This window comes from Streptosporangium sp. NPDC000239 (genome assembly GCF_040300765.1).
Classification (GTDB): domain Bacteria; phylum Actinomycetota; class Actinomycetes; order Streptosporangiales; family Streptosporangiaceae; genus Streptosporangium.
In genome coordinates, this window is sequence record NZ_JBEPEI010000023.1 from 100,696 (window position 1) to 116,705 (window position 16,010).

Genomic DNA, 16,010 nt, shown 5'->3' on the forward strand with positions numbered 1-16,010 from the left:
GAGAACCCCGGGTGAAAGAACCCCGGGAGGACCCGGGAAAAGAAGAACGGGCCCGGCACCTCCGGTGTGGAGGAAGCCGGACCCGTCCGGAGAGCCTGGAAGATCAGGCGTTGTCCTTCTTGCCCTCGGTCTCCTCGGCGGGAGCCTCGGCCGCGGGGGCCTCCTCCGCCTGAGCCTCGGCGGCCTCGACCGCGGAGGTCTCCTCGGCCTTCGGCTCCTCCGTGGCGGCGGGAGCGGCGGGAGGGGCCTGGCGGGTGGTGGTGACCGTGTTCAGCGGCTCGGACACCAGCTCGATGACGGCCATGGGGGCGGCGTCGCCCTTACGGAGGCCGACCTTCGTGATGCGGGTGTAGCCACCGGGACGCTCGGCGAACGTCGGCGCGATCTCGGTGAACAGGTGGTGCACGACGCTCTTGTCACGCACGACCGTCAGCACCTGGCGACGGTTGTGCATGTCGCCCTTCTTGGCCTTGGTGATCAGCTTCTCCGCCAGCGGGCGCAGACGCTTGGCCTTCGCCTCGGTGGTCTTGATCCGGCCGTGCTGGAACAGCTGGGTGGCGAGGTTCGCCAGGATCAGCCGCTCGTGAGCCGGGCTGCCGCCGAGACGGGCACCCTTGGTGGGCCTGGGCATTTCGTTCTCCTTGAGAGTTAACCCGCCGCGGCCGTACGAGGTACCGCGGTCAGGCCGGGGGCCGGTCGGCCGGCCCCCGTCAGATGAAAATCAGTACTGCTCGGTCTCGACGTAGGCGCTGTCGTCATCGTCGTAGCCGCCACCGGCCACCGCGCTCGGGTCGAATCCGGGCGGGGAGTCCTTCAGCGCGAGCGACATCTCGTGCAGCTTCTGCTTGACCTCTTCGATGGACTTGGCACCGAAGTTGCGGATGTCCAGGAGGTCCTGCTCGCTGCGGGCCACGAGCTCACCCACGGTGTGGATGCCCTCGCGCTTGAGGCAGTTGTAGGAGCGGACGGTGAGGTTCAGCTCCTCGATCGGCAGCGCCAGGTCGGCGGCCAGGGCCGCGTCCGTCGGCGACGGGCCGATGTCGATGCCCTCGGCCTCGACGTTGAGCTCCCTGGCCAGGCCGAACAGCTCAACGAGGGTCTTGCCCGCGGAGGCCACCGCGTCGCGGGGCTTCATGCAGGGCTTGGTCTCGACGTCCAGGATCAGTCGGTCGAAGTCCGTGCGCTGCTCGACACGGGTCGCCTCGACCTTGTAGGTGACCTTGAGGACCGGCGAGTAGATGGAGTCGATCGGGATGCGACCGATCTCCTGGCCGGGCTGCTTGTTCTGCGCGGCGGAGACGTAGCCACGGCCACGCTCGACCGTCAGCTCCATCTCCAGCTTCGCCTTGCCGTTCAGCGTGGCGATGCGCAGCTCGGGGTTGTGCACCTCGACACCGGCCGGGGGCGCGATGTCGGCGGCGGTGACGTCACCGGGGCCCTGCTTGCGCAGGTACATGACCACGGGCTCGTCGTGCTCGGAGGAGACGACCAGCTCCTTGAGGTTCAGGATGATGTCGGTGACATCCTCCTTGACCCCGGGAACCGTGGAGAACTCGTGCAGCACGCCCTCGATGCGGATGCTGGTCACGGCCGCGCCCGGGATGGACGACAGCAGCGTGCGCCGCAGCGAGTTGCCGATGGTGTAACCGAAGCCCGGCTCCAGCGGCTCGATGACGAACTTGGAGCGGGTCTCCTCAAGGGATTCCTCGAGGAGAGTGGGACGCTGAGCGATCAGCATGTGGAAACTCCCCCTGCATGGCGACGCCCGCTATTTGACGTCGCTCGGATAAACAGCATAGGTGCCGTACGGCGAACCGTACGGCACCCTCGAAGCCACTACTTGGAGTAGAGCTCGACGATCAGCTGCTCCTGGACCTGCGTGTCGATCTGCTGACGGACCGGGAGCTGGTGGACCAGCACGCGCAGAGCCTCGGGAGCGACACCCAGCCAGGCCGGGTAGGTCTTGTCACCGGCGGTGGCGCGGGCCACCTCGTAGGGCAGAAGGTTGCGGGCCTTCTCGCGCACCTCGACGATGTCGTGCTCACGCACGCGGTACGACGGGATGTCGACCTTCTTGCCGTTCACCAGGATGTGGCCGTGGCGCACCTGCTGGCGGGCGGCGTCGCGGGACTCGGCGAAGCCGGCGCGGTAGACCACGTTGTCGAGACGGCTCTCCAGGATCTGGAGGAGGTTCTCGCCGGTCTTGCCGGACTTGCGGTTGGCTTCCTCGTAGTAGTTGTGGAACTGCTTCTCGAGGACGCCGTAGATGCGGCGGGTCTTCTGCTTCTCACGAAGCTGGAGCTGGTACTCAGACTCCTTCGGACGGCCGCGGCCGTGCTCACCCGGCGGGTAAGGACGGATCTCGATGGGGCACTTCGCGGACTCGCACTTCTTGCCCTTGAGGAAGAGCTTGGTCTTCTCCCTGCGGCAGAGCTTGCAGTCCGCACCCGTGTAACGAGCCATTTTCTATCTTCTCCTGGGCGTCAGACGCGACGGCGCTTGGGCGGACGGCAGCCGTTGTGCGGCACCGGGGTGACATCCTGAATGGAGCCAACCTCAAGGCCGGTCGCCTGCAGCGAACGAATCGCGGTCTCACGGCCGGAGCCGGGACCCTTGACGAAGACGTCGACCTTGCGCATGCCGTGCTCCATGGCGCGGCGGGCGGCGTTCTCGGCGGCCATCTGCGCGGCGAACGGGGTGGACTTACGGGAGCCCTTGAACCCGACGTGGCCGGCGCTGGCCCAGGAGATCACGTTCCCGTTCGGGTCGGTGATCGAGACGATCGTGTTGTTGAACGTGCTCTTGATGTGGGCGTGCCCGTGAGCGACGTTCTTCTTTTCCTTGCGGCGCACCTTCTTCGGGGCACCCTGGCGGCTCTTAGGAGGCATTGCTTGCCTTCACTCCTGAGGTGTTCGGTCCTGCGGCTACGCGGACTACTTCTTACCGGGCTTCTTCTTGCCGGCCACGGTCTTCTTCTTGCCCTTACGGGTGCGCGCGTTGGTCTGCGTGCGCTGACCGTGCACCGGGAGGCCACGGCGGTGCCGGATGCCCTGGTAGCACTGAATCTCGATCTTGCGACGGATGTCGGCCTGGACCTCACGGCGGAGGTCACCTTCGATCTTGAAGTTGGCCTCGATGTAGTCGCGCAGCGGCACCAGTTCCTCGTCGGTGAGCTGGTGGACCCGCAGGTCACCGTTGATGCCGGTGGCCTTGAGGGTCTCAAGCGCGCGGGTGCGGCCGATTCCGTAAATGTAGGTGAGAGCGATCTCCAGCCGCTTGTCGCGGGGGAGGTCGACGCCAACCAGGCGAGCCATGGTCGGGCATTCTCCTTCGTTGTGGCGGAGGTCCTACGCCCCGCTTCCCCTCCCCATGCCCGGGGTGAGGGCCCCGGCCTCCGACCGGGGGTCTCCCGCGTGGTACGACCCGAAGGTCGCCTGCGCGAGTGTGGGGCGCGATTACTTTGTGGCCCGACATGGGTCGAGTCCGCCACTGATGAGCGGACTCCGTGTGGGCCTTTTCTGGACTAGCCCTGACGCTGCTTGTGGCGCAGGTTGTCGCAGATCACCATGACGCGACCGTGCCGGCGAATCACCTTGCACTTGTCACAGATCTTCTTGACGCTCGGCTTGACCTTCATAGTCCTTATTCGTCCCTCAGACGCTTACTTGTATCGGTAGACGATCCGCCCACGACTGAGGTCGTAGGGGCTCAGTTCGACGACAACCCTGTCGTCAGGAAGGATTCGGATGTAGTGCATCCGCATCCGCCCGCTGATGTGGGCCAGGACCTTATGGCCGTTGTCGAGCTGCACCCTGAACATCGCGTTCGGGAGCGACTCAACCACAGTGCCCTCGATCTCGATGGCGCCGTCCTTCTTGGCCATGTCCCTCGCGTTTCACTGATCGGTCGTCTGAGGCTCTTGGAACACTACGCAGCCGCGACCCAGCGCTTCGATGAGAGCGACGGTTGCGACACCGTCGATGCGCAATGAGTCATAGTGAACCGAAGAAGGAGTGTACGGCACCGGGCGATGAAATGCGAAACAGACGGCCGGTACCTTGACACAACCGCTACTCAGAATACCGCAGATCCGAAGCGCGGTACCCCGCCCGGTACCGGGCGTGGACGATCACGTTGTCGGCGTAGGAGCGGCTCACCTGGTCAAAGCTGCCCCCGCAGGTGACCAGTCTCAGCCGCCGCCCGTCCGTCGGGCCGTACACCCGCTCGGCCGGGAAGTGGTCCTTCGGAGCCTGTTCGACGCGCTCGACCGCGAAGACCGCGACGGTGCCGTCGGCACGGACCACCCCGACCGCGTCCCCGGGGTCCAGCTCGCCGAGCCTGGCGAAGACCGCCGGTCCCGTCCTGGTGTCGAGATGGCCGACGATGACCGCGGAGCCGGACTCCCCCGGGGCCGGGCCGCCGCCGTACCAGCCGGCCGCGTCGGCGTGGTCGAGCGGCGGTACGGCGAGCCTGCCGTCCCCCTCCACGCCGAGCACCACGAGCGGGGCGTCCACCCCGATGCGCGGGATCACCACGCGCGTCGGCTCCGCGCGGCCCAGCGGGCGTGTGATCGGCGCGGGCCAGCCCGGCCCGCCCATTGCCCGCTCCCCCGGCGGCGACCCGGCCTGGGCCGCCACAGAGCGCGCGGGACCCCTCACAGCCTCGCCTCCCGGTACGGAGCCGCAGCCCGCCGCGAGAGCCAGCGCCCACAACAGGACGAAACGGTGGATGAATCCGTGCCCGGCCGGGGCGCGGCCCCGCCGATGCCGCGCGCTGACGGTTCCGGACGGGCACGGAGGTCTAGTGGCCGCCCTGTCCACGGTGCCCGCGCGTCAGCACCAGGGCCGATCCGAGGACCGTGACGACCATGGCCAGGGCTCCGAAGAGCCAGGCGGTGCGGGTGGCGCCGCCGGGGGCGTGCATCGCCAGGCCGCCGCCCCCGGTGTCCGGAGCGAGGACCGGGCGAGGCTCGTCGACGACGAAGGTGCCGTCATACGGTCCGCCCCTGACGCAGCGGACGGTGACGGCGTAGGTACCGGGTGCGGCGTGGGGGTTGATACGGGCGGTCCCGCGCATCGTCTCGGCCCTGCCCCTCAGTCGCGCCGAGGTCGAGGCGAAGGCGGCCGAGTAGGCGGTCGCCGGAGCGACGCAGCCCCCCGCGGCTATGGCCACCGACTGTCCGGGCGTGACCGTCGAAGGCGTGACCCGCACATCGGCCGGTACGGCGGCGCCTCCCGCGAACACGATCACCGCTCCGGCGCCCAGGAGGACCTTCACCGCCGCCACAGGGTCTCGTCTGAGGCCCATCATCCACCCCCACCTCACGACGGTGCCCCGGCAACGATCACCTACCCCTTCTCACCAGCCTCAACTGCCTCCGGCGGTAAAGAACTGACACAACGCGAAAAGCCCTCTCATGACCGGATCATGAGAGGGCTTTTCGCGTATGGGACCTCTGGCGTCACCGGTTCGGGTGGCCGCCCCGCCCGCCGAGGACCGTGGCGACCAGCAGCATGACGCCCCACGGACCCATGACCCACAGCGGCCACGGGTAGGGGAAGTCGAGGCCGTTCGTGACACCGATGATGAGCCAGATCACCCAGTTGACACCGCTGGCCACGGCCCAGGAGCCCCACATCGCCGCCACGCCCCTGCGCTGGGCCTCACGCGAGGGATTCGCCGGGACCGGGGCGGCGGTCATCCGCCTCAGGTCGACGTCGGGAAGATCGGAGGTGAGCCTGGCCAGCTCTCCGTAGGTCCTGCTGGAGTAGAGCCGTTCGAGCCGCTCGTCGAACTCCTCGCCGGTGAGCCTGCCCTGGGCGTAGTGCTCACGCAGCACTCCCGCGACCTTGTCGCGGTCACCGTCAGAGGCTCGCATCTCCGGGCCAGGCATCATGGTCGACCACATCCGCTCATCAGCGGGCGGTACGTGTTATCCCGCATCGCCCAACAGTTCGGCAAGCCGCTCTTTTCCGCCATCAAGAGCGGTCAGTACCCAAGGTCCATTATGTGTCACGGCAACGCTGTGCTCGAAGTGCGCCGAGGCCTTCCCGTCGACGGTGACGACGGTCCAGTCGTCGGCCAGCACCCTGGTCCTGTCGGTGCCGAGATTGACCATCGGTTCGACCGCGAAGCACATGCCCGGCTCGAAACGCAGACCCTTGCCCGGCTTGCCATGGTTGGCCACCCAGGGGTCCATGTGCATCTCGGTGCCGATACCGTGCCCGCCGTACTCCTGGGGGATGCCATAACGACCCTGGGAACGGACGTATTTCTCGACCTGGTGGCCGATGTCGGACAGATGGCGGCCGACGGTGAGCGCGGCGATGCCCCGCCACATGGCCTCCTCCGTGACCCGCATCAGTTCGGTCAGTTTGGGGTCGACCTCTCCGACCGGGACGGTGATCGCCGAGTCTCCGTGCCAGCCGTCCAGGATGGCGCCGCAGTCGATGGAGATGACGTCGCCCTCGCGAAGCGGACGCCGGTCGCTCGGGATGCCGTGGACCACCTCGTGGTTCACGGAGGCGCAGATCGTCGCGGGAAAACCCTGGTAGCCCTTGAAGGAGGGGATGGCACCCTCGTCCCGGATCGCCTTCTCCGCGATGCCGTCGAGGTCCAGCGGCGTCACGCCCGGCCGGACGTTCTCGCGGAGCAGTTGCAGCGTGCGGCCGACCACGAGGCCCGCTGCCCGCATCTTCTCCAGCTGCTCGGGCGACTTGATCTGAATTCCATGCTTGTTCTTCTTGAACACGTGTGCACCCCCTGGGGTGATTCAACGGGCAGTCGGGGAGCCCAATTCCCCCGATTGTGCCCTAAACGACAGCACGCCACCCATGGGGTTGCCATGGATGGCGTGCCGGGGAGACAAGTGTCCCTAGTCGGTGTACGGGCTCAGCGCCTCCATCGCGCGCTGGGTGACCTCTTCCACCGGACCGGTGGCGTCGACTCCGACCAGGATGCGCTCCTGGGCGTAGAAGGAGACCAGAGGAGCGGTCTGCTCCTGGTAGACCTCCAGGCGGTGCCTGATGGTCTCCTCCTTGTCGTCGTCGCGCTGGTAGAGGCGTCCGCCGCAGGCGTCGCAGACGTCGTCCTTCTTGTCGTCGAAGTCGACGTGCCAGATGCGGCCGCACTGGCTGCAGGTCCGGCGGCCCGCGAGCCTGCGCACGACCTCCTCGTCGTCGACCACGAGCTCAAGGACGATGTCCAGCGCGACGCCGAACTCCTCAAGCATCTTCTTCAGGATCTCGGCCTGGGGCACGTTCCTGGGGAAGCCGTCGAGCAGGAAACCGTCCTGCGCGTCGCTCTCCGAGAGGCGGTCGCGGACCATCGCGATGGTGACCTCGTCGGGCACGAGGTCGCCACGGTCCATGTACTCCTTGGCAAGCTTGCCGAGTTCCGTGCCGCCCGAGACGTTGGCGCGGAAGATGTCACCTGTCGAGATCTTCGGGATGGACAGGTTCGATGCGATGAACTGGGCCTGTGTCCCCTTACCCGCTCCGGGGGGCCCGACCAGGACGAGACGCACTACTTCAGGAAGCCTTCGTAGTTGCGCTGCTGCAGCTGGCTCTCAATCTGCTTCACGGTGTCCAGGCCGACACCAACCATGATCAGAATGCTCGTCCCTCCGAACGGGAAGTTCTGGGTCGCGCCGACGAGGGCGAGTGCGACGATCGGCACCATGGAGATCAGCCCCAGATAGAGCGAGCCAGGAGCGGTGAGTCGCGTGAGCACATAGTTGAGGTACTCAGCCGTCGGGCGGCCCGGACGGATGCCCGGGATGAACCCACCGTACTTCTTCATGTTGTCGGCGACTTCAACGGGGTTGAAGGTAATGGACACGTAGAAGTAGGTGAAGAAGACGATCAACAGGAAGAACGTGATCATGTAGGCGGGGGTGTCGCCCGTGACCAGGTTCTGCTGGATCCACTGCACGACCGCGTTCGGCTCTTCCTGAGCGTTGCTGAACAGGGTCGTGACCAGCTGCGGAAGGTAGAGCAGAGAGGAGGCGAAGATCACCGGGATGATGCCGGCCTGGTTCACCTTCAGCGGGATGTAGGTGGAGGTGCCGCCGTACATCCTGCGGCCGACCATGCGCTTGGCGTACTGCACCGGGACCCGGCGCTGAGCCTGCTCGACCATGACGACCAGGGCGATCATCGCGATGCCTGTGATGATTACCACACTGAAGACGAACATGCCGCGGGTGCGGGCGATGGTCATCAGCTCGACCGGGAAGACCGCGATCACCTGGGTGAAGATCAGGATGGACATGCCGTTGCCGACGCCGCGGTCGGTGACCAGCTCGCCCAGCCACATGATGACCGCGGTGCCCGCGGTCATGATGATCACCATGGTGACGATCGAGAAGATGTTGTTCTTGTCGAGCAGGATCTCCTCACGGCACTGCGGGAACAGCTGGCCGGTGCGCGCGAGGGCGATGAAGGCGGTCGACTGGAGAATAGCCAGACCGACCGTGAGGTACCGCGTATACTGGGTGATCTTGGTCTGGCCCGCCTGGCCCTCCTTCTTGAGGGCTTCGAGGCGCGGGATCACCACGACCAAGAGCTGCAGAATGATGCTCGCGGTGATGTACGGCATGATGCCGAGCGCGAACACCGACAGCTTCAGCAGGGCGCCACCGCTGAAGAGCTGTACCATTCCGTAGATGTTGCCCGCATCCCCAGCCTGAGCCTGGCTGAGACAGCGGCTGATGTTCTCCGTATTCACACCCGGGGTCGGGAGCACCGAACCCAGCCGGAACAGCGCGATGATGCCCAAGGTGAAGAGCAACTTATTGCGCAGGTCCGGCGTACGGAACGCTCGGGTAAACGCGGTCAGCACGGGCCCTCCTGCGCGCCTGAAAGGCGATGTCGGTCAGCGATGGTGCGGGGGTGGTCCATCTTTGCTATCTCGTGTCAACGAGCTCACGGAAACGAGTTGAGTCTCGCTGTCCAGCGAACTCTAACGCACTACGGGCGCGGGGGCCCATAATGAGCCCCCGCGCCTCGTTTTCATGCGTGAAATTCCATGTCCTACAGCTCGGAGACAGAGCCCCCGGCCGCGGCGATCTTCTCCTTGGCACTGGCGGAGAAGGCGTGCACCTGCACGTTCAGCGCCACGGAGATGTCACCGGTGCCCAGGACCTTCACGAGCTGGTTCTTGCGAACCGCGCCCTTGGCGACCAGGGCCTCGACGGTGACCTCGCCACCCTCGGGGAACAACTCGCCGAGCCTGTCCAGGTTGACGACCTGGTAGGTCGTCTTGAACAGGGCGTTGGAGAAGCCCTTCAGCTTGGGCAGGCGACGCTGCAGCGGAACCTGGCCACCCTCGAAACCGAGGGGAACCCCGGTCCTCGCGTGCGTGCCCTTGGTGCCACGACCGGCGGTCTTGCCCTTGGAGCCCTCACCACGACCCTTGCGGACCTTGGCCTTGTTGGCGCCAGGAGCCGGACGCAGGTGGTGGATACGGAGCGGAGTGTTCTCTGCCATGTCTAGTCGACCTCTTCCACGGTGACCAGGTGCGTCACCACGGAGACCATGCCGCGGATCTCCGGGCGGTCCTCCTTGACGACGACGTCGCCGATTCGCTTGAGACCGAGCGAACGCAGCGAATCACGCTGATTCTGCTTGCCGCCGATCTTCGAGCGGACCTGAGTGATCTTCAGACGTGCCATCGGTTAGCTCACCGCCTTGGCCGCCGCGGCCTCAGCGAGACCCTCGGCGCGAGCCTTGAGCATCGCCTTGGGAGCGACGTCCTCCAGGGGCAGGCCACGGCGGGCCGCGATCTCCTCGGGGCGGCTGAGGCCCTTCAGAGCGGCCACGGTGGCGTGCACGATGTTGATCGGGTTGTCCGAGCCCAGCGACTTGGACAGCACGTCGTGGATGCCCGCGCACTCCAGTACGGCGCGCACCGGGCCACCGGCGATGACACCGGTACCGGGCGAGGCCGGGCGCAGGAAGACCACGCCGGCGGCCTCCTCACCCTGCACGATGTGCGGGATGGTGCCCTGGATGCGCGGCACCCGGAAGAAGTGCTTCTTGGCCTCTTCGACGCCCTTGGCGATGGCCGCGGGGACTTCCTTGGCCTTGCCGTAGCCGACGCCGACCATGCCGTTGCCGTCACCGACGATGACGAGGGCGGTGAAGCTGAAGCGACGACCACCCTTCACGACCTTGGCCACTCGGTTGATCTTCACTACGCGCTCGATGTACGAGACGCCCTTGTCAGCGCTGCCACCGCGGCGATCGTCACGACGACCGTCACGCCGCTCGCCACCGGCGGCGCCACCGCGACGCGGAGCTCCAGCCATCAGTGGTTCCTCTTCTCGTTGCTCTTGTCAGTACGGGCCATCAGAACTCCAGCCCGGCTTCGCGGGCGCTGTCCGCGAGAGCCGCCAGGCGGCCCGCGTAACGGTTTCCACCACGGTCGAAGACGACCGCGGTGATCCCGGCAGCCTTGGCCCGCTGAGCGAGAAGCTCGCCGACCTGCTTCGCCTTCTCGGTCTTGTCACCGGTCACCGTGCGCAGGGTGGCGTCCATGGTGGAGGCGCTCACCAGCGTGTGGCCCTGTGAGTCGTCGACGATCTGCACGAACAGGTGCCGCGTCGAGCGGTTGACGACCAGGCGCGGACGCGCGGCCGTACCGACCACCTTCTTGCGGACTCGGCCGTGACGGCGGGCCCGCGAGACGGCGCGGGCGGCCGTGTGCTTGCCGAACGCAGTCTTGCCAGCCATGCCTACTTACCAGCCTTTCCGACCTTGCGGCGGACAACCTCGCCCTGGTAGCGCACACCCTTGCCCTTGTACGGGTCGGGCTTGCGCAGCTTACGGATGTTCGCGGCGACCTCGCCGACCTTCTGCTTGTCGATGCCGTCCACGTGGAACAGGGTCGGCTTCTCGACGCGGAAGGTGACACCCTCGGGGGCGTCCACGATCACCGGGTGGCTGAAGCCGAGGGCGAACTCAAGCTGAGTCGGGCCCTTGGCCTGCACGCGGTAACCGACACCCACGATTTCCAGGGTCTTGGAGTAACCCTGGGTCACACCGGTCACCATGTTGGCGATCAGCGTGCGGGACAGGCCGTGCAGCGCACGGACCTTGTTCTCGTCGTTGGGGCGGCTGACGGTGACAGCACCGTCGTCTCCCTTGGCGACGTCGATCGGCTCAGCGACCTTGTGTGAGAGCGTGCCCTTGGGGCCCTTGACCGTGACTTCCCGGCCGTCGATGGCGACGTCCACGCCGTTCGGTACAGGGATGGGCAGCCGTCCGATTCGCGACATGCTGTGATTTCTCCCTTCTACCAAACGAAGGCGAGGACTTCCCCGCCCACTCCACGCTTGCCGGCCTGCTTGTCGGTCATGAGGCCACCGGACGTCGAGATGATCGCGACGCCTAGTCCTCCCAGGACCCGGGGCAGGTTGTCCTTCTTCGCGTAGACCCGCAGACCGGGCTTGGAAACCCGGCGCAGGCCCGTCAGCGAACGCTCACGGCTCGGCCCGAACTTGAGCTCCACCACGAGGTTCTTTCCGACCTTGGCGTCCTCGACGCTCCAGGACTGGATGTAACCCTCCTGCTGGAGGATCTCGGCGATGTGCGCCTTGATCTTCGAGTACGGCATGGCCACGGTGTCGTGGTACGCCGAGTTCGCGTTTCGCAGACGCGTGAGCATGTCTGCGATCGGGTCGGTCATCGTCATGGCCGGTGGCCTTCCTCACCGCGGTTTCCCCAGGGGACCTTCGGTGCGGTCATGGGCGCTTGAGACAGCGCCCGGTGAATATCGACTTACTTGTACGGCTGGCACCGCGGGGCCCGGTGAGAGACCCACCGGGCCGCGCGGAGACTACCAGCTCGACTTGGTGATGCCGGGCAGCTCGCCCCGGTGCGCCATCTCGCGGAAGCAGATGCGGCACAGGCCGAACTTCCTGTAGACGGCGCGGGGACGACCACAGCGCGAGCACCGAGTGTACGCCCGGACCTCGAACTTGGCCTTGCGAGCAGCCTTGACCTTCAGCGACGTCTTCGCCATGATCAGGCCTCCTTGAAGGGGAAACCGAGAAGCTTCAGCAGCGCCCGGCCCTGGTCGTCGGTCTTAGCGGTGGTCACGACCGTGATGTCCATACCACGCTGACGGTCGACCTTGTCCTGGTCGATCTCGTGGAACATGACCTGCTCGGTCAGACCGAAGGTGTAGTTGCCGTTGCCGTCGAACTGCTTCGGCGACAGACCGCGGAAGTCACGGATGCGGGGCAGCGCCAGCGACAGCAGACGGTCGAGGAACTCCCACATGCGGTCGCCGCGCAGCGTCACGTGGGCGCCGATCGGCATGCCCTCGCGCAGCTTGAACTGGGCGATGGACTTGCGGGCCCGCACGACGGCCGGCTTCTGGCCGGTGATGGAGGTCAGGTCACGAACGGCGCCGTCGATGAGCTTCGAGTCACGCGCGGCCTCGCCGACACCCATGTTCACCTTGATCTTGGTGATCGTGGGGATCAGCATGACGTTCTCGTACCCGAACTGCTCCTGCAGCTTCGCGATGATCTCCTCGCGGTAACGCTGCTTGAGGCGCGGGAGGGGCCTCGTCGCGACGGCCTCGGTGGTGTTGGCGGTCATCAGTTGTCCTCACCCGACTCGTCGGAGTCCGCCTTCGCCGACTCCTTCTTGGCGGGCTTCTCGTCACCCTTGAGCTTCTTGACGTTGCTCACGTGGATGGGAGCCTCCATGGTCTGCACGCCGCCGCTCTTGGCGCCACGCGGGCCCTGGTGGGTCTCCTTGGAGTGCTTCTTGATCATGTTGACGCCCTCGACGACCACGCGGTCCTCGCGCGGGTAGGCGGCGATCACACGACCCTTGGCGCCCTTGTCCTTGCCGGCGATGACGAGGACCAGGTCGCCCTTCTTGACATGCAGATTCGGCATTACAACACCTCCGGGGCGAGCGAGATGATGCGCATGAACTTCTTGTCGCGCAGCTCGCGTCCGACGGGGCCGAAGATACGCGTCCCACGAGGGTCGCCGCTGTCCTTGATGATCACGGCGGCGTTCTCGTCGAAGCGGATGTAGGAGCCGTCGGGCCGGCGGCGCTCCTTGACAGTACGGACGATGACCGCCTTGACGACGTCGCCCTTCTTCACGGTGCCGCCAGGAATGGCGTCCTTGACCGTGGCGACGATGATGTCGCCGATTCCCGCGTAGCGCCGACCCGAGCCACCGAGCACACGAATGCAAAGGACTTCCTTCGCACCCGTGTTGTCGGCGACCTTGAGTCGCGACTCCTGCTGAATCACCTATAACTCCTGTTTGTCTCGCCGGTTCTCACCCGTGTGCCGGGCAAGCCTTGCGGAACTGCTGTGGTCTTTTTCCCCCGGCGACAGCCGTACGGCCGGCCACCCGCCGGGCACTTCCCGTGCCCGGATGAGCGTCCGTGTCCGCACCACCGCCGCCGCAGGCGGAACGAGGATCGTCCCCGTTCCCTTGGACACCGTCATGGGGGGTGATCAGGTCACCCCCCACGAGGCGCGTCTTGTTACTTGGCGCGTTCGAGGATCTCGACGACCCGCCAGCGCTTGCTGGCGGACAGCGGCCGGGTCTCCATCAGGAGAACGCGGTCGCCGACGCCGCACGAGTTGGCCTCGTCGTGCGCCTTGTACTTGGTCGTCCTACGGATGACCTTGCCGTACAGGGGGTGCTTGACGCGGTCCTCGACAGCGACGACGACAGTCTTGTCCATCTTGTCACTGACCACCAGACCCTCGCGGGTCTTGCGGTAGTTACGCGCCTCGTTCGTGTTCTCAGTTGTCTCAGCCATCGACCGACTCCTTCTCGACCGTCACGATGCCAAGCTCCCGCTCGCGCATCACGGTGTAGATACGGGCGATCTCGCGGCGGACGGCGCGCAGCCGCCCGTGGCTCTCCAACTGGCCGGTCGCGGCCTGGAAGCGGAGGTTGAACAGCTCCTCCTTGGCTTCCTTCAGCTTCTGAACCAGGGTGTCCTGGTCCTCCGCTCGCAGCTCACCGGCGGTCAGGCCCTTAGCCATCACGCCTCACCCACTTCACGCTTGACGAACCGGCACTTCATCGGGAGCTTGTGCATCGCGCGACGCATGGCCTCGCGGGCCACGGGCTCGGCGACACCCGACAGCTCGAACATGACGCGACCGGGCTTGACGTTGGCGATCCACCACTCCGGCGAACCCTTACCGGAACCCATGCGGGTCTCAGCGGGCTTCTTGGTGAGGGGACGGTCCGGGAAGATGTTGATCCAGACCTTTCCGCCACGCTTGATGTGACGGGTCATGGCGATACGAGCCGACTCGATCTGGCGGTTGGTCACGTAGGAGTGCTCAATCGCCTGGATGCCGTACTCGCCGAACACGACCCTGGTGCCACCCTTGGCGGCGCCGTGACGGTCGGGCCGGTGCTGCTTGCGGTGCTTGACCCTGCGCGGGATCAGCATGGTCAGCTCCCTTCAGCACCCGGCTGCGCAGCCGGGCCGGTCTCGGGGGTGGCCTGGGAGGCCGCCTCGTTCCTGGGGCCACGGTCACCGCGGCCGGCGCCACCACGACGCGGACGGTCGCCACCGGCGCCGCCACGACGCGGACGGTCCCCACCGGGGCCACCACGACGGTCGTCACGGTCGCGACGCTGCCCCGCACGGGCACCGGCGGCGGCCGCCTCGCGCTCGGCGCGGCTGGTCGGAGCCTCACCCTTGTAGATCCACACCTTCACGCCGATGCGGCCGAAGGTGGTGCGGGCCTCGTAGAGGCCGTAGTCGATGTCGGCGCGGAGCGTGTGCAGGGGCACGCGGCCCTCGCGGTAGAACTCCGAACGCGACATCTCAGCGCCGCCGAGACGACCGGAGCACTGCACCCGGATGCCCTTGGCGCCGCTCTTCATGGCCGACTGCATCGCCTTGCGCATGGCGCGGCGGAAGGAGACACGGCTGGACAGCTGCTCGGCGACGCCCTGGGCGACGAGCTGAGCGTCGATCTCGGGGTTCTTGACCTCAAGGATGTTCAGCTGGACCTGCTTCTTGGTCAGCTTCTCGAGGTCACCGCGAATCCGGTCCGCCTCGGCGCCGCGGCGGCCGATGACGATGCCCGGACGGGCGGTGTGAATGTCGACCTGAACCCGGTCGGTGGTCCGCTCGATCTCCACCTTGGAGATGCCGGCCCGCTCCATGCCCTTCTTGAGCATGCGGCGGATCGCCACGTCCTCGGCGACGTACGACTTGTAGAGCTTGTCGGCATACCACCGGCTCTTGAAGTCGGTCGTGATGCCGAGGCGGAACCCGTGCGGGTTGACCTTCTGACCCACTAGCGGGTCCTCCCCTTCGGCTCGCGGGACTCCACGATCACGGTGATGTGGCTCGTCCGCTTGTTGATCCGATAGGCACGACCCTGAGCGCGGGGACGGAACCGCTTCAGCGTCGGGCCCTCGTCGACCCACGCACGGCTCACGAAGAGCGTGTCGCGGTCGAGCTTGAAGTTGTGCTCCGCGTTCGCAATGGCGCTGGACAGCACCTTGTACACGGTCTCGCTCGCCGCCTGGGGAGCGAACTGCAGCACGGCCTGCGCCTCCGAAGCGGGCAGCCCGCGAATGAGGTCCACCACACGGCGGGCCTTCATGGGCGTGTGGCGCGCGAACCGCACCTGAGCCCTGGCTTCCATCGCTTACTCCTCTTAACCTTCTGCTTCGTGTGGGACGGCCGGCATGACCTGCCGTCCTGTGAGGCGCTTACCGCCGGCTGCGGCGGTCTTCCTTGACGTGGCTGCGGAAGGTCCGCGTGGGCGCGAACTCACCGAGCTTGTGGCCGATCATCGCCTCGGTCACGAAGACCGGGACGTGCTTGCGGCCGTCGTGAACGGCGATCGTGTGCCCGATCATGTCGGGAACGATCATGGAGCGCCGCGACCACGTCTTGATGACGTTCTTGGTGCCCTTCTCGTTCTGGGCATCCACCTTCTTCTGAAGGTGGTCGTCCACGAAGGGACCCTTCTTAAGGCTACGTGGCATT

29 protein-coding genes are annotated in these 16,010 nt (G+C 66.4%); all 29 read right to left on the reverse strand.

The genetic code is table 11. The annotated features are described in order from the left end of the window. Positions 1–103: 103 nt before the first annotated feature. The 29 genes from rplQ to rpsS all read right to left on the reverse strand — a co-directional run bounded on the left by rplQ (position 104) and on the right by rpsS (position 16,009). Positions 104–631, reverse strand: a complete 528-nt coding sequence (gene rplQ / locus ABT340_RS37070; protein WP_352015590.1) for a 50S ribosomal protein L17 — start codon at positions 629–631, stop codon at positions 104–106. 90 nt (positions 632–721) lie between these two features. Beyond that, positions 722–1,738, reverse strand: coding sequence for a DNA-directed RNA polymerase subunit alpha (locus ABT340_RS37075; RefSeq protein WP_189246821.1), 1,017 nt, complete (start codon positions 1,736–1,738; stop codon positions 722–724). Between the two features lie 98 nt (positions 1,739–1,836). Further along, on the reverse strand, positions 1,837–2,463 hold the full coding sequence (rpsD, locus tag ABT340_RS37080; RefSeq protein WP_352015591.1) for a 30S ribosomal protein S4: 627 nt from the start codon (positions 2,461–2,463) through the stop codon (positions 1,837–1,839). Positions 2,464–2,483: 20 nt separating this feature from the next. Further along, positions 2,484–2,888 (reverse strand): 30S ribosomal protein S11, encoded by a 405-nt coding sequence (rpsK, locus tag ABT340_RS37085; protein ID WP_020542285.1) that lies wholly within the window; start codon positions 2,886–2,888, stop codon positions 2,484–2,486. 45 nt (positions 2,889–2,933) lie between these two features. Continuing rightward, a complete protein-coding gene (gene rpsM / locus ABT340_RS37090) occupies positions 2,934–3,314 on the reverse strand; it encodes a 30S ribosomal protein S13 (protein WP_184712621.1) in 381 nt (126 codons plus the stop codon). A gap of 209 nt (positions 3,315–3,523) precedes the next feature. After that, complete coding sequence (gene rpmJ / locus ABT340_RS37095) at positions 3,524–3,637, reverse strand: 50S ribosomal protein L36 (protein ID WP_003956441.1); 114 nt, start codon at positions 3,635–3,637, stop codon at positions 3,524–3,526. A gap of 24 nt (positions 3,638–3,661) precedes the next feature. Then, entirely contained in the window at positions 3,662–3,883 is a 222-nt protein-coding gene (gene infA / locus ABT340_RS37100; RefSeq protein WP_012887858.1) for a translation initiation factor IF-1, read from the reverse strand. A 187-nt stretch (positions 3,884–4,070) separates the two neighbouring features. After that, positions 4,071–4,658 carry a class F sortase gene (locus tag ABT340_RS37105; protein ID WP_352015592.1) on the reverse strand — a complete coding sequence of 196 codons (588 nt, stop codon included), beginning with the start codon at positions 4,656–4,658 and terminating at the stop codon, positions 4,071–4,073. Positions 4,659–4,800: 142 nt separating this feature from the next. Continuing rightward, on the reverse strand, positions 4,801–5,286 hold the full coding sequence (locus ABT340_RS37110) for a hypothetical protein (protein WP_352015593.1): 486 nt from the start codon (positions 5,284–5,286) through the stop codon (positions 4,801–4,803). Between the two features lie 175 nt (positions 5,287–5,461). Continuing rightward, positions 5,462–5,878, reverse strand: a complete 417-nt coding sequence (locus ABT340_RS37115) for a DUF1707 SHOCT-like domain-containing protein (RefSeq protein WP_352015594.1) — start codon at positions 5,876–5,878, stop codon at positions 5,462–5,464. Positions 5,879–5,932: 54 nt separating this feature from the next. Beyond that, positions 5,933–6,751, reverse strand: a complete 819-nt coding sequence (gene map, locus ABT340_RS37120) for a type I methionyl aminopeptidase (protein WP_352015595.1) — start codon at positions 6,749–6,751, stop codon at positions 5,933–5,935. 123 nt (positions 6,752–6,874) lie between these two features. After that, on the reverse strand, positions 6,875–7,525 hold the full coding sequence (locus tag ABT340_RS37125) for an adenylate kinase (RefSeq protein WP_352015596.1): 651 nt from the start codon (positions 7,523–7,525) through the stop codon (positions 6,875–6,877). Further along, the gene (gene secY / locus ABT340_RS37130) at positions 7,525–8,841 is read right to left on the reverse strand and encodes a preprotein translocase subunit SecY (RefSeq protein WP_352015597.1); all 1,317 of its coding nucleotides are present in this window, start codon (positions 8,839–8,841) and stop codon (positions 7,525–7,527) included. The genes ABT340_RS37125 and secY overlap by 1 nt, the downstream gene beginning before the upstream one ends. 191 nt (positions 8,842–9,032) lie before the next feature. Beyond that, a complete protein-coding gene (gene rplO, locus ABT340_RS37135; RefSeq protein WP_352015598.1) occupies positions 9,033–9,488 on the reverse strand; it encodes a 50S ribosomal protein L15 in 456 nt (151 codons plus the stop codon). 2 nt (positions 9,489–9,490) lie between these two features. Beyond that, entirely contained in the window at positions 9,491–9,673 is a 183-nt protein-coding gene (rpmD, locus tag ABT340_RS37140; protein WP_068896549.1) for a 50S ribosomal protein L30, read from the reverse strand. A gap of 3 nt (positions 9,674–9,676) precedes the next feature. Beyond that, on the reverse strand, positions 9,677–10,309 hold the full coding sequence (gene rpsE / locus ABT340_RS37145; protein ID WP_352015599.1) for a 30S ribosomal protein S5: 633 nt from the start codon (positions 10,307–10,309) through the stop codon (positions 9,677–9,679). Positions 10,310–10,349: 40 nt separating this feature from the next. Further along, entirely contained in the window at positions 10,350–10,733 is a 384-nt protein-coding gene (gene rplR / locus ABT340_RS37150) for a 50S ribosomal protein L18 (RefSeq protein WP_352015600.1), read from the reverse strand. Between the two features lie 2 nt (positions 10,734–10,735). Continuing rightward, a complete protein-coding gene (rplF, locus tag ABT340_RS37155; RefSeq protein WP_352015601.1) occupies positions 10,736–11,278 on the reverse strand; it encodes a 50S ribosomal protein L6 in 543 nt (180 codons plus the stop codon). Positions 11,279–11,295: 17 nt separating this feature from the next. Next, positions 11,296–11,694 (reverse strand): 30S ribosomal protein S8, encoded by a 399-nt coding sequence (rpsH, locus tag ABT340_RS37160; RefSeq protein WP_352015602.1) that lies wholly within the window; start codon positions 11,692–11,694, stop codon positions 11,296–11,298. 144 nt (positions 11,695–11,838) lie between these two features. Further along, positions 11,839–12,024 carry a type Z 30S ribosomal protein S14 gene (locus ABT340_RS37165; protein ID WP_012887844.1) on the reverse strand — a complete coding sequence of 62 codons (186 nt, stop codon included), beginning with the start codon at positions 12,022–12,024 and terminating at the stop codon, positions 11,839–11,841. 2 nt (positions 12,025–12,026) lie between these two features. After that, positions 12,027–12,608 carry a 50S ribosomal protein L5 gene (gene rplE, locus ABT340_RS37170; protein WP_352015603.1) on the reverse strand — a complete coding sequence of 194 codons (582 nt, stop codon included), beginning with the start codon at positions 12,606–12,608 and terminating at the stop codon, positions 12,027–12,029. Next, on the reverse strand, positions 12,608–12,904 hold the full coding sequence (gene rplX, locus ABT340_RS37175; RefSeq protein ID WP_352015618.1) for a 50S ribosomal protein L24: 297 nt from the start codon (positions 12,902–12,904) through the stop codon (positions 12,608–12,610). The genes rplE and rplX overlap by 1 nt, the downstream gene beginning before the upstream one ends. A gap of 8 nt (positions 12,905–12,912) precedes the next feature. Next, a complete protein-coding gene (gene rplN / locus ABT340_RS37180; RefSeq protein ID WP_012887841.1) occupies positions 12,913–13,281 on the reverse strand; it encodes a 50S ribosomal protein L14 in 369 nt (122 codons plus the stop codon). 239 nt (positions 13,282–13,520) lie between these two features. Then, a complete protein-coding gene (gene rpsQ, locus ABT340_RS37185; protein WP_352015604.1) occupies positions 13,521–13,802 on the reverse strand; it encodes a 30S ribosomal protein S17 in 282 nt (93 codons plus the stop codon). Beyond that, entirely contained in the window at positions 13,795–14,031 is a 237-nt protein-coding gene (rpmC, locus tag ABT340_RS37190) for a 50S ribosomal protein L29 (protein WP_352015605.1), read from the reverse strand. The genes rpsQ and rpmC overlap by 8 nt, the downstream gene beginning before the upstream one ends. Next, on the reverse strand, positions 14,031–14,450 hold the full coding sequence (gene rplP / locus ABT340_RS37195; RefSeq protein ID WP_184712606.1) for a 50S ribosomal protein L16: 420 nt from the start codon (positions 14,448–14,450) through the stop codon (positions 14,031–14,033). Before rplP ends, rpmC begins: the two co-directional genes overlap by 1 nt. A gap of 2 nt (positions 14,451–14,452) precedes the next feature. Beyond that, on the reverse strand, positions 14,453–15,310 hold the full coding sequence (gene rpsC, locus ABT340_RS37200) for a 30S ribosomal protein S3 (RefSeq protein ID WP_352015606.1): 858 nt from the start codon (positions 15,308–15,310) through the stop codon (positions 14,453–14,455). After that, positions 15,310–15,663, reverse strand: coding sequence for a 50S ribosomal protein L22 (gene rplV / locus ABT340_RS37205; protein ID WP_179819691.1), 354 nt, complete (start codon positions 15,661–15,663; stop codon positions 15,310–15,312). Before rplV ends, rpsC begins: the two co-directional genes overlap by 1 nt. Positions 15,664–15,730: 67 nt before the next feature. Next, the gene (gene rpsS / locus ABT340_RS37210; protein ID WP_068896536.1) at positions 15,731–16,009 is read right to left on the reverse strand and encodes a 30S ribosomal protein S19; all 279 of its coding nucleotides are present in this window, start codon (positions 16,007–16,009) and stop codon (positions 15,731–15,733) included. Position 16,010 lies beyond the last annotated feature (1 nt).

What these genes read in the sequence shown, in the direction of transcription:
- rplQ (WP_352015590.1), bottom strand. Translation starts at nt 631, where the DNA reads ATGCCCAGGCCCACCAAGGGTGCCCGTCTCGGCGGCAGCCCGGCTCAC.
- ABT340_RS37075 (WP_189246821.1), bottom strand. Translation starts at nt 1,738, where the DNA reads ATGCTGATCGCTCAGCGTCCCACTCTCCTCGAGGAATCCCTTGAGGAG.
- rpsD (WP_352015591.1), bottom strand. Translation starts at nt 2,463, where the DNA reads ATGGCTCGTTACACGGGTGCGGACTGCAAGCTCTGCCGCAGGGAGAAG.
- rpsK (WP_020542285.1), bottom strand. Translation starts at nt 2,888, where the DNA reads ATGCCTCCTAAGAGCCGCCAGGGTGCCCCGAAGAAGGTGCGCCGCAAG.
- rpsM (WP_184712621.1), bottom strand. Translation starts at nt 3,314, where the DNA reads ATGGCTCGCCTGGTTGGCGTCGACCTCCCCCGCGACAAGCGGCTGGAG.
- rpmJ (WP_003956441.1), bottom strand. Translation starts at nt 3,637, where the DNA reads ATGAAGGTCAAGCCGAGCGTCAAGAAGATCTGTGACAAGTGCAAGGTG.
- infA (WP_012887858.1), bottom strand. Translation starts at nt 3,883, where the DNA reads ATGGCCAAGAAGGACGGCGCCATCGAGATCGAGGGCACTGTGGTTGAG.
- ABT340_RS37115 (WP_352015594.1), bottom strand. Translation starts at nt 5,878, where the DNA reads ATGCGAGCCTCTGACGGTGACCGCGACAAGGTCGCGGGAGTGCTGCGT.
- rplO (WP_352015598.1), bottom strand. Translation starts at nt 9,488, where the DNA reads ATGGCAGAGAACACTCCGCTCCGTATCCACCACCTGCGTCCGGCTCCT.
- rpmD (WP_068896549.1), bottom strand. Translation starts at nt 9,673, where the DNA reads ATGGCACGTCTGAAGATCACTCAGGTCCGCTCGAAGATCGGCGGCAAG.
- rpsE (WP_352015599.1), bottom strand. Translation starts at nt 10,309, where the DNA reads ATGGCTGGAGCTCCGCGTCGCGGTGGCGCCGCCGGTGGCGAGCGGCGT.
- rplR (WP_352015600.1), bottom strand. Translation starts at nt 10,733, where the DNA reads ATGGCTGGCAAGACTGCGTTCGGCAAGCACACGGCCGCCCGCGCCGTC.
- rplF (WP_352015601.1), bottom strand. Translation starts at nt 11,278, where the DNA reads ATGTCGCGAATCGGACGGCTGCCCATCCCTGTACCGAACGGCGTGGAC.
- rpsH (WP_352015602.1), bottom strand. Translation starts at nt 11,694, where the DNA reads ATGACGATGACCGACCCGATCGCAGACATGCTCACGCGTCTGCGAAAC.
- ABT340_RS37165 (WP_012887844.1), bottom strand. Translation starts at nt 12,024, where the DNA reads ATGGCGAAGACGTCGCTGAAGGTCAAGGCTGCTCGCAAGGCCAAGTTC.
- rplE (WP_352015603.1), bottom strand. Translation starts at nt 12,608, where the DNA reads ATGACCGCCAACACCACCGAGGCCGTCGCGACGAGGCCCCTCCCGCGC.
- rpsQ (WP_352015604.1), bottom strand. Translation starts at nt 13,802, where the DNA reads ATGGCTGAGACAACTGAGAACACGAACGAGGCGCGTAACTACCGCAAG.
- rpmC (WP_352015605.1), bottom strand. Translation starts at nt 14,031, where the DNA reads ATGGCTAAGGGCCTGACCGCCGGTGAGCTGCGAGCGGAGGACCAGGAC.
- rplP (WP_184712606.1), bottom strand. Translation starts at nt 14,450, where the DNA reads ATGCTGATCCCGCGCAGGGTCAAGCACCGCAAGCAGCACCGGCCCGAC.
- rplV (WP_179819691.1), bottom strand. Translation starts at nt 15,663, where the DNA reads ATGGAAGCCAGGGCTCAGGTGCGGTTCGCGCGCCACACGCCCATGAAG.
- rpsS (WP_068896536.1), bottom strand. Translation starts at nt 16,009, where the DNA reads ATGCCACGTAGCCTTAAGAAGGGTCCCTTCGTGGACGACCACCTTCAG.